The organism is Amycolatopsis sp. WAC 01416, from assembly GCF_003947485.1.
GTDB lineage: Bacteria > Actinomycetota > Actinomycetes > Mycobacteriales > Pseudonocardiaceae > Amycolatopsis.
Map to the genome: position 1 here is coordinate 243711 of NZ_QHHX01000010.1, position 11833 is coordinate 255543.

The window sequence follows — 11833 nt, forward strand, 5'->3', positions numbered from 1 at the left end:
GGCCGTGGTGAACCAGGAGCCGGTCGCGATCGTCGGGATGAGCGTCTTCCTTCCCGGTTCGTCCACTGTGGACGAGTACTGGCAGAACATCGTTTCCGGCACCGACGCGATCACGGAAATCCCGCCGCACCGCTGGGATCCGAGCTTCCACGACGGTGACGGCCGCACTCCCGACCGCACCTATGGGCGGCGCGGTGGGTTCGTCGCCGACAGCCTGGACTTCGACGCGACCGCGCTCGGCATCGCTCCGAGTTCCGTCGCCGGGATGGAACCCGACCAGCTGGTCGGGCTGGCCGTGGCCGCTTCCGCCGTCGACGACGCCGGTGGCCTGCGGCGGCTGGGCGACCTCGAACGCGTCGGCGTGATCCTCGGCAGGGGCGGCTACCTCTCGCCCGGGCTCCAGCGGTTCGACCAGCGCGTCCGGTCGGTCCGTCAGATCACCGGCGCCGTCCGGGATCTCCTCCCGTCGGCGCGACCGGAAATGCTCGACAGGCTCCGCGACGCGCTGCTGGAACCGCTCGGCGAGTTCCGGCCGGACAGCGCGATCGGGCTGGTGCCGAACCTCGCCGCGTCGCGGGTCGCCAACCGGCTGGACCTCGGCGGCCCGGCGTACACGGTCGACGCCGCCTGCGCGTCCTCGTTGCTCGCCGTGGACCAGGCGATCGGCGAGCTCTCCCGTCGCCGCTGCGACGTCGTGCTGGCAGGCGGCGTGCACCACTGCCACGACGACACACTCTGGTCGATGTTCACCCAGCTCGGCGCCCTGTCACCGAGCCAGCGGATCAGCCCGTTCTCCCGCGACGCGGACGGCCTGCTGATCGGCGAGGGCACCGCGATCGTGGTGCTGAAACGGTTCTACGACGCACGCCGCGACGGCGACCGGGTCTACGCGGTGCTGCGCGGTTCCGGGACGTCGAGCGACGGCAAGGGCGCGAGCCTGCTCAGCCCGGCCGTCGCGGGCCAGACCCTGGCGCTGCGCCGCGCGTGGGCGTCGGCGGGCCTCGATCCCACCGCGCCCGGCGCGCTCGGCCTGCTGGAGGCGCACGGGACCGCGACACCGACCGGGGACGCGGCCGAACTGACCACCCTCGCCGAGGTGTTCGGCCCGCCGGACGGACCGCGCGCCGCGATCGGCGCGGTCAAGGCGATGATCGGGCACACCATGCCGACCGCCGGGGCCGCCGGGCTGATCAAGGCGGCGCTCGCGCTGCACCACGCCGTCCTGCCGCCCACCCTGAACTGTGCCGATCCCAGTCCACTGCTGGACAAGACCCGGTTCCGCACACTGGCCGCCGCCGAGCGGTGGCAGGCGGGCGACGTCCCGCGGCGGGCGGCGGTCAACGCCTTCGGATTCGGCGGCGTCAACGCGCACGTGGTGCTGGAGGAGGCCGACCCGGCACCCGCGCGGCCACAACGGGCCAAGGTGACCGTGGAGCCCGAGCGGGTCCTGCGGCTCGCGGCGTCCACACCGGACGAACTGCGCGCGCTGCTCGACCGCCAGGAGCCGGAATCCGGCGGACACGGCCCGTGCCGGATCGGAATCGTCGGCCCGACCGGGAAGCGGCTGGAAGTCGCGCGGAGGGTGCTCGCGAAGGTCACGGCCGAGGGCAAGTCCTGGCGCGGGCCCAACGACATCTGGTGCGGCACGGAGCCTCTGTTGCAGCAGAACGGGGCGAAGACCGCGTTCGTCTACCCCGGCCTGGAGGCCGACGCGGAACCGCGCTGCGCCGACGTCGCCCGGCACTTCGGCCTGGAGCGGCCCGAGTGGTCGACGGCGAGTGTGCTTTCGCGTGCCTCCAGCGTGTCCCAGGTCGGGTTGCTGCTCGACACCGCGCTGCGACGGCTCGCCATCACGCCGGATCTGCTCGCCGGGCACAGCGTCGGCGAATGGACCGCGATGCAGGCTGCGGGGATGTATCCTGGACAGTCCACAAAGGACATGTTGGCCCAGTACTGGCCACAGGGATTCACCTTGCCCGACGCCGAATTCCTCGTTCTCGGCTGCTCCGCCGAACGCGCGGAGGCACTGCTCGCCGCCGAACCGGAGCTGATGATCTCCCACGAGAACGCGCCGCGGCAGACGATCGTGTGCGGGGATCCGGCGGCCGCCGCCCGGCTCGCCAAGCTGTGCACCCAGCACGGCGTCGTCGCCAGGACACTGCCGTTCCGGTCCGGGTTCCACACCCCGCTGATGCGCTCCCGGCTCGGCCCGTTCACCCGGTTCGCCGCCGAACTGGACCTGAAGCCGCCGCGGATCCCGGTCTGGTCGGCGACCACGGCGCGGCCGTATCCCGCGGATCCGGTGGAGGTCCGCGAGCTGTACCTGGCCCATCTGGTGCGCAAGGTCCGGTTCCGGGAGCTCGTCGAGGCGCTCTACGCCGACGGCGCCCGGGTCTTCGTTCAGGCGGGAGCCGGTCAGCTCGGTTCGTTCGTGACGGACACGCTGGGTTCGCGGCCGCACCTGGTCATCCCGGCGTCCTCCGGCACGCGGCCCGGTCTCGCGCAGCTGCGCCGGGTGGCCACCGCGGTCTGGGTGGAAGGCGGACGGCCCGCGTTCGACGCGCTGGAACCACGCCGGACCCGGATCGACACGGCGGGCACGCTGCTCTCGGTCGACGGCGACGTCAAAGGCATGTTCGACGGCGCGGTTCCCGAGCTGGTCGACGGCGTGCCGGACGCGATCGTCGTCGAGTTCACCGCGCTGCTCTCCGAGACCCGTCAGGCGGCGGCGAGTGTCGTCAACGCGGCGGCACGGCGGATCTTCGAGTCCACTGTGGACGTCTCACTCGCCACGATGCCGTACCTGGTGGATCACCGGTTCTTCCGTCAGCGCGAGGATTGGCCCGAGGAAGCGGACTTCCGCCCCACGGTCCCGGCGACGACGCTGGTCGACCTGGCTTGCCGGGAAGCGGAACGGGCTTGGCCGGGTTCGGTCGCGACCGGCGTGAGCAATGCCGCGTTCTCCCGATGGCTGATCGCCGCGCCGTCGGTGCGCGTGCCGCTTTCGATGACCCGCGAAGGCGACCGGATCAGTGTCCAGATAGGACCGCACGCCAGTATGGACGTCCACCTGGCGCAGCGGTATCCCACGGCGCCCCGGCCGTCCCCGCTCCCGGGACCGGAAACCGCGCCGCCGCTGAGCGCCGCCGAGATCTACCCGCGACGCGAGATGTTCCACGGCCCCGCCTACCAAGGGCTCGCGAAGCTCATCGGGCTGGGCGAACGGCATATCCGCGGCGACCTCGTCGTGCCATCGGCGCCCGGCGCGCTGCTGGACAACGTCGGCCAGCTGCTCGGCTGCTGGCTGATGGCCACCAAGGCGGACGCGCTGCTGGCCTTCCCGACGTCGATGGGCCGGATCACCTGGTACGGGCCGGAACCGGCGCCGGGCACCCGGCTGCGGTGCGTGGTCCGGGTCCGGCTGCCGCGGCCGGACGTGCTGGAGATGGACGCCGAACTCGTGCGCGACGGTGCCGTGCTGGCCAGGATCGAACAGTGGCGGGACATCCGGTTCCCGTGCGACCGGCCCGCACACCGGGTCTACGCCTTCCCGGACCGGCACCGGCTTTCCGAGGATCACCACGGCGGCTGGACCCTGGTCACCGACCGCTGGCCGAGCCCCGCCGCGCGCGACATCTACGCCGGCGTCTACCTCGGCGCGGAGGAACGCGCCGAGTTCGCCGCCTGCGCGCCCCGGCGGCAGCGCGGCTGGCTGCTGGAACGGATCGCGATCAAGGACGCCGTCCGCGCGAAACTCGGCTGGGACGGCGTGTACCCGGCGGAGCTCCGCGTGAGCGCCGACGGGACCAGGGTGACCGGCCTCCACGGCCGGACGGTGCCGCCGCTGGCGGTGGCCGTCGCGTCGGCAGGAGAGGTCGCGGTCGCCCTCGTCCGCGAGCCGGCCGCGACGCCACCCCGGATCGCGATCCGGGCGGAAGGTGAGCCTGCCGGGCTCGCCGAGGAGATCGGTATCGGGGCGGAATTCGCCGGAATCCCCGGGCACGTGGTGGCCTGGAATCGCGGGTAAGAGCAAGGAGCAGAGCATGACCATCGAACAGCAGAGCCCGGCGTCGGTCTTCGGGACCGTGGCCGAGTTGCTGACGGAACTGGTCGGGGACACCGACGTCCTCGGCATCGAGATCACCCCGCAGACCACCTTCCACGAGGATCTCCAGCTGGAGAGCATCGACCTGGTCACCTTCGCGAGCATCCTCGCCGAGTTCTTCGGCGCGGACGTGAACCTCGCGGAGTTCCTGGCCGAGAAGGACCTGGACGACGTGATCGGACTCCGCGTCGGCGACATCGCGGACTACGTCGCCGCCCGCCTCGGCGAACGGGGCTGAAGCGGTGCCGACGATGACCGTCAACGGGCTGCGCACGAACGTGCAGCTCGTGCCCGGCGGGGGTACGGAGACCGTGGTGTTCCTGCACGGCATGGGCACCGACAGCCTCGCGAGCTTCTACCTCACGCTGGCCCCGCCGGTCGCCGCCGCCGGCGTGGACGTGATCAGCTACGACCTGCGCGGGCACGGCAAGACCGAACGCCCCGAGCGCGGGTACACGATCGGGGACTTCATCGCCGACCTCGACGACCTGCTGGACCAGCTCGATCTCGACCGGCCGGTCCACCTGGTCGGCAACAGTTTCGGCGGCACCCTCGCCTACAGCTACGCCGTGGCGAAACCGGACCGTGTGCGCAGCATCGTGTGCATCGAATCGGAGCCCGCCACCGAACTGTGGGCCGACAAGATGGCGCAGATCCTCGAGCACACCGTGCGGTTCTTGAAGGTCGAGGAGAGCTTCGACTGGATCGAGGCCAACTACAGCGCCCATCACCGGCGGCTCGCGCGAATGGCGGCCGAGCGGATCATGGCGACGTCGATGGCCGAGGAGGTCCCGCTCGGCCCGTTGCTGACCATGGATCAGGTGGCCGGGATCGACTGCCCCGTACTGTCCATTCTGGGCAGTCACGGCTATCAGGCCGACGACCTCACCGCGCTGACGTCCTTGTTGCCCCGCGGGGAGTTGCACGTGTTCGAAGGCCAAGGGCATTCGGTGCTCGTCGAGCAGCACCGGGAAGTCCGGGAGCTGCTGCTGAACTGGATCTCCCGGCACGGGAGGCCACGCGGATGAGCCGGTTCCTGCTGGTCGTCCCGCCGCTCACCGGGCACGTGGCGCCGTTGCGCGCGGTGGCCGCCGAACTGGTGGGGCGCGGCCACGACGTCGCCTGGTGCGGCCCGGAACCCACGACGTCCGAGCTGACGCGCGCGGGCCGGGTGTACGCGGCGGGCGACGCGCTGGAGTTCGCGGTGGAGCGCCGTCCCGAAGGCCTGCGCGGGTTCGCGGCGTTGAAGTTCCTGTGGGAGCAGTATCTTGTTCCGCTCGCGGACGCGATGGTGCCCGGGGTCGAGAAGGCGGTCGACGACTTCCGTCCCGACGTCGTGATCGCCGATCAGCAGGCCTTCGCGGGCGCCCTCGTCGCGAGCCGCCGCGGTCTGCCGTGGGTGACGTCGGCGTCGACGTCGACCGAACTCGGCGATCCGCTGGGCGCCATGCCGAAGATCGCCGCTTGGGTCGATGGCCTTCAGGACGGTCTTCGCGAGCGGCACAAGGTGTCCTGCGGCGACCTGCGCTTCTCCCCGGATCTCGTCCTGGCCTTCACGACCGTGTCCCTGACGGGGCCGATCGCCGACGCGGGCGCGGTCCGGTTCGTCGGCCCCGCGCTGGCCCCCGCGCCCCCGCTGGGGTTCTCGTGGGACCTGCTCGACGGCCGTCCGCTCGTCCTCGCGACCCTCGGCACCGCCAACGCCGCCCTCGGCCGCCGCTTCCTGTCCGAATGCGTCGACGCCCTCGCGGGGATGCCGGACGTCCAAGGTCTGGTCGTCGATCCCACCAGTGAGCTGATCAGCGACGATGTGCTTCTGGCCAAACGGATTCCGCAGCCGGAGCTGGTGCGGAAGGCGGCGGCGGTGATCTGCCACGGCGGGCACAACACCGTCAGCGAGACCCTCGCTTCCGGCCTGCCGCTGGTGATCGCGCCGATCCGGGACGACCAGTCGATGCTCGCTCAGCAGGTCGAGGCCGCCGGTGCCGGGTTGCGGCTGCGCTTCGACCGCGTGAAGGCACCCGACATCCGCCGCACGGTCACCGAAGTGCTGACGGAGCCCGCCTACGCCGCGGCGGCCGCGCGAGTGCGGGCCTCGTTCGCGGCGGCCGGGGGAGTCGTAGCGGCGGCGGACCACCTGGAGTCCCTGCCGTGCTGAGCGTAACTCGCGTGCTTGGAGCCGTATCTCGCGTGATTGAAGGCGTAACACGCGAGATACGGCTTCAATCACGCGTGTTACGGCTTCAATCACGCGTGTTCCGGGTTCGGCCTCAGGCCATCGGGGTGACGTCCCGCGGTGTGCGGAACGTCCTCGCCGCGATCCACCCACCCGCCAGCGCCGCCACGGCGGCGATGGCGAGCGAGACGGGGATCGACCAGCCCGAAGGGCGGCCAAGCGCGAGCGCTCTTGTCGCGTCGATCGCGTAGGTCAGCGGGTTGAGCGCCGAGGCCACCCGCAACCAGGTCGGCATCGTCTCGAGCGGCATGTACGCGCTGGAGGAGAACATCAGCGGGAACATGACCACGAAGGACGCCATCTGCAGGGTTTCGGCCTTGCGCAGCCAGGTCGTGATGGCGACGAAGATCCAGCTCAGGCACCAGCCGACGACGAGCGTGAGCAGAAGTGCCGCGGTGACACCGAAAACGCCGCCGGTCGGCCGGAAACCCAGCAGCACCACGCTGGCGAGTGCGGTCACCAGCAGTTGCACGCCGAGTCTGGCGGAGTCGGAGATGGTGCGCGCCACCAGGACGGCGGAAAGGCTGATGGGCATGCAGCGGAGACGTCCGGTGAATCCACTGTAGATCTCCGCGAGCAGGCCGGCGCCGGAACTCATCGCCGTGGTCATCGCGATGTTCACCAGCGTCGCCGGGACGAGGAAGTTCACGTAGCCCTGATAGGCCGCGACCCCGGGCAGTGTGCTGACCCCGTTGAAGACCTGGCTGAACAGCAGGAGCAGCACGATCGGCTGCAGCAGACCGAAGAACACCAGCCGCCGGTCGCCGAACGCGGTCTTCAGCGACCGGGCGGCGAGCACCCGGACCTGGGTGGCGAAGGTGCTCGGCGGCCAGGCCGCCGGATCGGTCAGCGCCGACGGCGACGGCGCGCGGTGGCGTGCCTCGGTCATGTCGTGACCGCCGGATTCCGGTGCAGGGAAAGGTAGACGTCGTCGAGCGTCGGCTCGGCGACGGTGAGGTCCTTCATCGGCGCGCCCGCCGCGTCGAGCGCGCGGACCAGCACGGTGATGTCGGCGGGCCCGGAAAGCGCGACGCCGACCACCAGTCCGGAGGCTGACGTCGTGCAGCCCATGCCGAGCCGGTGCAGTGCGGCCAGCGCACGGCGGGCGGCGAGGTCGGTGCCGAAGGTCAAGGTCGCGGTCCGTTCCCCGAGCCGGGCCTTCAGTTCCGACGGCCGGCCGGAAACCGTGACGTGCCCCAGCCCCAGCACGATGACGTGATCCGCCAGCCTGTCCGCCTCCTCGAGGTACTGCGTGGTGAGCACGACGGTGGTGCCGCGTGCGGCGAGTCGTTCGACGCCGTCCCAGAGCCCCGCCCGGCTGAGCGGATCGAGGCCGGTCGTCGGTTCGTCGAGGAAGAGGACTTCGGGGGAGCCGACGAGCCCCGCGGCGAGATCGAGCCGTCGCCGCATTCCGCCGGAGTACGTCCGAGCCGGACGGTCCGCGGCGTCGTCGAGGCCGAACATGGCGAGCAGTTCGGCCGCGCGGGCCCTGGCCTGGCGCCGGTTCGCGCCCAGCAGCCTGGCGACGAGTTCGAGGTTGCCGCGGCCGGAGAGCGCGTCGTCGACCGCCGCGAACTGGCCGGTGACCCCGATCCGCCGCCGGACGTGGTGCCCGGCGCGCACGACGTCGAAACCGCAGACCTTGGCGCTGCCGCCGCTCGGCTTGACCCTGGTGCTCAGGATGTCGATCAGCGTCGTCTTGCCCGCGCCGTTGTGGCCGAGCACCGCGAGCACGGTGCCGCGGCCGACACGAAGGCTGATGCCGGCGAGGGCCGTCACTTCACCGTAGTGCTTGGCGAGGCCGGTCACCTCGATGGCAGCCTGCTCCATTCGCCGAACGTAGCGGCTGTTCCGACATGGCCGCAATGAACGCGGGCGGACTCCGGGTGCGCGTGACAGTTCCTCACTCGCGGCTGTTGACGGAGGTGACAAAAACGATTTCGCGAGGATGTCGATGCCAGTGAATCAAACTGCCGACCGCATGCGTATGACAAAGAAAAAGCGACGGATTCGGTGTCCTTGCCGGCGCGGGTGGGCGCAGGTAATTTGTCGATTCCGTGCCCGCGCCGTTTCGGCGGATCACGCAATTCTCCGATTCCCGGGAGTGACCGTTGTGAAGTTCCCACTGAAGTCGAAAAGATCCGTGCAAGCCTTGGCCGCCGGTACGGTGGCCGCCGTCGCGGCCACCCTGGCTGTCGTCGGTTCCGGCTTGAGTGAGGCGGCGCCCGCGTCGCTGACGCTGAAGTACACCTGCCCGTTCCCGTTGATCGGCGACCAGACCCTGGTCGTGAAGGTCGACACCGTCCTGCCGGACGACGCCGTGGCCGGGAAGACCTCCACACCGATCACGTTCGACGTCGACGTCACCGTCCCGGCGGACGCGACAGCGGGACTCGTGCTCGTGGGCGCCACCACCGTCGAAGGCAGCGCGAAGGCCGCCGCGGTACTGAAGTATCCGGTCGACAAGACGCTGAACCTCGGCCTGCCGCTGGTCATCCCGGTCACGCCGGTGCCGGAATCGGGCGACTTCCACGTCAAGACGAGCGGCAAGGCGCCCGCGGTCACCTTCCCCAGCCCGGGCACGGCTTTCGTGACGGTCGGGAACTTCAGCACCACCATGACGCCGAAGAACGCGCAGGGACAGCCGACCGACCTCGGCACCTTCACCTCGGACTGTGTCGTCCAGCCGGGACAGAACCAGCAGCTGGGGACGTTCGAGATCAAGCCCGCCGGCGGTGGCACCACGACGCCGACCACCCCGACGACGCCCACCACTCAGCCGACGCCGACGACTCCCACGCCGGAGCCGACCCCGACCACGGAGCCGACCCCGACCACGACTCAGCCGACGCCGACGACTCAGCCGACCCCCACCACTCAGCCGACGCCGACCACGCAACCGACCCCCACGACTCAGCCGACTCCCACCACGGACCCCACTCCGACCACGGACCCCACTCCGACCACGGAGCCGACTCCCACCACCCAGCCGACGCCGACGACAGAACCCACTCCGACCACGACCCAGCCGACGAGCCCGACCACGGAGCCGACGTCGACCACGCAACCGACACCCACCACGGAGCCGACTTCCACGACCGAGCCCACCCCGACGTCGAGTACCCAGCCGACTCCCACCACGGAGCCGACACCGACGAGCCCGACCACCGCGCCCACCATGACAACCACGACTACGCAGCCGCCGGGCGACACCCAGATCACCTACGGCGTCAAGGGCAAGACCACGATCGCCGGCCTGAACGCGAGACTCCCGCTCGGCCCCGGTGAGTTCAGCGCGAAACTGAACGCGCAGTCGGGCAGGTTCACCGGGCGGTTGTCGCTGCCGCCGTCGAACGTGCAGTTCCGCTTCCTCGGCTTCTTCCCTGCCTCGGCGACGGTGAAGGTCGACCAGGTCGGCGACGTGACGGGCACCGTCGACGCCGGCGCGGTGAAGGCCGACGCGAAGGCCGACGTCAAGCTGCTCACGGTGCGGCTGTTCGGGTTCCCGATCATGGCGAGTTCGACCTGCAAGACCGCCCGGCCCGCCGACATCCCGCTGGTTTCGTCGCACGGCTTCAACCCGTTGAAAGGCGGCAAGCTGACCGCTGAATACAAGCTGCCGCAGTTCCGCGGTTGTGGCCCGCTGACGCCGATGATCAGCGCGATGGCCTCCGGCGACGGGAACAGCCTGGAGATCACCCTCAAGAAGTAGGTTCGGTCTCGTGAGTGGCAATGACGGTTAGAACCGTCATTGCCACTCACGAGAAGTCACTCGAAACAGTTACGCCCATTACAACATTTCCGCGATTCCGCCCGTCCATTCCCGCATTACTTGTGTCCCTGATCTTCCGCCAGTAGCGTGCTGCACGAGTTGGCCGTTCGGCCGGAGAAAGTCGAAGTGAGGAAGCCCGAATGTCAGTGATGACCGGGCGCGTCCCGCGCGCCTTCCTGCTCCCGGTGGTGCTGGGGCTGGGGGCGCTTTCCTTGGCTTCCGCCTCCGCGGAGCCCGCGCGGAGCCGGCAGGCCGAACCCGAAAAGCCGCCCGCCGCCGCGCAGGCCGGGTTGAAGTTCGGCTTCTACGTCGGCGACGAGAAGCAGCCCACCACGAGCCGCATCGCGAAACTCGGCTCGGACATCACGTTCCCGCAGGGCCGGTTCGACGGCTCGATCCTCGGCTTCAGCGACACCTCGCCGATCACCGGCAAGCTCGCCATCCCGTCGACGTCGAGCTACTTCATCTCCTTCCGGTTCATGCCCGCCACCGGCACCGTCGAACTCATCCCGGACGGCGACGCGACCGGCGTCGTCGACGTGGACACCGGCGCCACGGGCGACTGCAAGGAGGTCGGCACCAACATCTGCGCGCACACCGACGTCACCAACAAGGTGTTCATCAAGCTCTCGAACGTCAAAGTGGACGGCAAGGTCCTCGACGTCGGCCCGAACTGCCGGACCGCGCAGTCGGTGGTGGTGAACATCAAGGCCCTGGTGCCGCTCGCGTTCCCCGCCTCGCCGGTGAAGGTCACCAGCACCTTCGCGACGCCCGGGTTCAGCGGGTGCGGCGTGCGTGAAGACCTGAGCCCGTTGCTCACCGGCCTGGTCTCCGGCCCCGGCAACACCCTGGTCACCAACCTCGTGCTGCGGTGCGTCGGCTCGGGCCCGCCCCCCAACGGATGCGGAGCCTGACGATGGCCAATCCAGTCACCCTGCTCGCCCGCGCGCCGGAGAAGGCCGCCGCGGGGCTGCGTGAATTCGGCCGCATGTGCGCCATGGGGATCGACGTCGTCCTCGCGATGTTCCGCCGCCCGGTGCAGGTTCGGGAGTTCATCCAGCAGTTCTGGTTCATCGCGAGTGTGTCGATCACGCCGGCGATCCTCGTGTCGATCCCGTTCGGCGCGGTGATCTCGCTGCAACTCGGTTCGCTCACGAGCCAGATCGGCGCGCAGCAGTTCAACGGCGCCGCGAGTGTCCTCGCCGTGGTGCAGCAGGCCAGCCCGATCGTGACCACGCTGATCATCGCGGGCGCGGGTGGTTCGGCGATCTGCGCGGACCTCGGCGCCCGCTCCATCCGCGAGGAGATCGACGCGATGGAGGTGCTCGGCGTCTCGCCGATCCATCGGCTGATCGTGCCCCGTGTGCAGGCGGCCATCGGCGTTTCGGTGCTACTGAACGGTTTGGTCAGCGTCGTCGGCGTGCTCGGCGGCTACTTCTTCAACGTCATCGTGCAGGGCGGCACCCCGGGCGCGTACCTCGCGAGCTTCAACGCGCTCGCCCAGCTGCCCGACCTCGTGGTCAGCTCGATCAAGGCGTTCATCTTCGGTTTCCTCGCCGGCGTCGTCGCGGCCTACCGGGGGCTGAACCCCAGGGGCGGCCCCAAAGGCGTCGGTGACGTCGTCAACCAGTCGGTGGTGATCACGTTCCTGCTCCTGTTCTTCGTCAACACCATCCTGACCGCGCTGTACCTGCAGCTCGTCCCGGCGAAGGGAACCTGA

Annotated in this window: 9 protein-coding genes; 7 read left to right on the forward strand and 2 right to left on the reverse strand. The window is 70.1% G+C overall.

Features of this window, described 5'->3' with window-relative positions; all coding sequences use genetic code 11:
• Positions 1–4 precede the first annotated feature (4 nt).
• Genes DL990_RS32135 through DL990_RS32150 form a run of 4 tightly spaced genes read left to right on the forward strand, consistent with a single transcriptional unit; the run spans position 5 to position 6263 of the window.
• Positions 5–4027 carry a beta-ketoacyl synthase N-terminal-like domain-containing protein gene (locus DL990_RS32135; protein ID WP_125800927.1) on the forward strand — a complete coding sequence of 1341 codons (4023 nt, stop codon included), beginning with the start codon at positions 5–7 and terminating at the stop codon, positions 4025–4027.
• A gap of 16 nt (positions 4028–4043) precedes the next feature.
• Entirely contained in the window at positions 4044–4343 is a 300-nt protein-coding gene (locus DL990_RS32140; RefSeq protein WP_125796985.1) for a phosphopantetheine-binding protein, read from the forward strand.
• Between the two features lie 4 nt (positions 4344–4347).
• The gene (locus tag DL990_RS32145) at positions 4348–5133 is read left to right on the forward strand and encodes an alpha/beta fold hydrolase (protein WP_125800928.1); all 786 of its coding nucleotides are present in this window, start codon (positions 4348–4350) and stop codon (positions 5131–5133) included.
• On the forward strand, positions 5130–6263 hold the full coding sequence (locus tag DL990_RS32150; protein ID WP_125800929.1) for a glycosyltransferase: 1134 nt from the start codon (positions 5130–5132) through the stop codon (positions 6261–6263). The genes DL990_RS32145 and DL990_RS32150 overlap by 4 nt, the downstream gene beginning before the upstream one ends.
• A gap of 112 nt (positions 6264–6375) precedes the next feature.
• Here DL990_RS32150 and DL990_RS32155 read toward each other — a convergent pair whose 3' ends face one another.
• Both DL990_RS32155 and DL990_RS32160 read right to left on the reverse strand, forming a co-directional pair.
• Entirely contained in the window at positions 6376–7230 is an 855-nt protein-coding gene (locus DL990_RS32155) for an ABC transporter permease (RefSeq protein ID WP_125787041.1), read from the reverse strand.
• Positions 7227–8171 carry an ATP-binding cassette domain-containing protein gene (locus DL990_RS32160; protein WP_125787042.1) on the reverse strand — a complete coding sequence of 315 codons (945 nt, stop codon included), beginning with the start codon at positions 8169–8171 and terminating at the stop codon, positions 7227–7229. Before DL990_RS32160 ends, DL990_RS32155 begins: the two co-directional genes overlap by 4 nt.
• Before the next feature lie 283 nt (positions 8172–8454).
• Between DL990_RS32160 and DL990_RS32165 the strand changes: the two genes are divergently transcribed.
• From DL990_RS32165 to DL990_RS32175, 3 genes are all read left to right on the forward strand, one after another.
• Positions 8455–10053 carry a DUF6801 domain-containing protein gene (locus DL990_RS32165; RefSeq protein WP_125800930.1) on the forward strand — a complete coding sequence of 533 codons (1599 nt, stop codon included), beginning with the start codon at positions 8455–8457 and terminating at the stop codon, positions 10051–10053.
• Positions 10054–10253: 200 nt separating this feature from the next.
• Complete coding sequence (locus DL990_RS32170) at positions 10254–11027, forward strand: hypothetical protein (protein ID WP_125787045.1); 774 nt, start codon at positions 10254–10256, stop codon at positions 11025–11027.
• 2 nt (positions 11028–11029) lie between these two features.
• A complete protein-coding gene (locus DL990_RS32175; protein ID WP_125787046.1) occupies positions 11030–11833 on the forward strand; it encodes an ABC transporter permease in 804 nt (267 codons plus the stop codon).